Raw genomic sequence first — 223 nt, 5'->3', positions numbered from 1 at the left:
TGGGCCAGTCCCGGATGAACTCGCTCATAGGCCGCGAACTGCTCGTTCCACGATGCCTCGAGCGCCGCGCCGGCATCCCGAGCATCCCATGCGCTGCGGACAGCATGGGGACCTTCGAAGGCGGGGTGCGGCCAGCCGAGTTCGGAACGCACTGCAGCCACCTCATCGGCTCCCAGCGGCGCGCCATGGCTATCGTGAGTACCTGCCTTGTTGGGTGACCCTT

General features: G+C 66.8%; 1 pseudogene. It reads right to left on the bottom strand.

Annotation, left to right across the window (positions count from 1 at the left end):
- Positions 1–223: pseudogene (locus E4K09_RS19895) on the bottom strand (transketolase); the annotation flags it as partial.

Source organism: Microvirga pakistanensis (assembly GCF_004458765.1).
Taxonomy (GTDB): domain Bacteria; phylum Pseudomonadota; class Alphaproteobacteria; order Rhizobiales; family Beijerinckiaceae; genus Microvirga; species Microvirga pakistanensis.
This window is presented reverse-complemented; position numbering and strand designations above follow the sequence as displayed.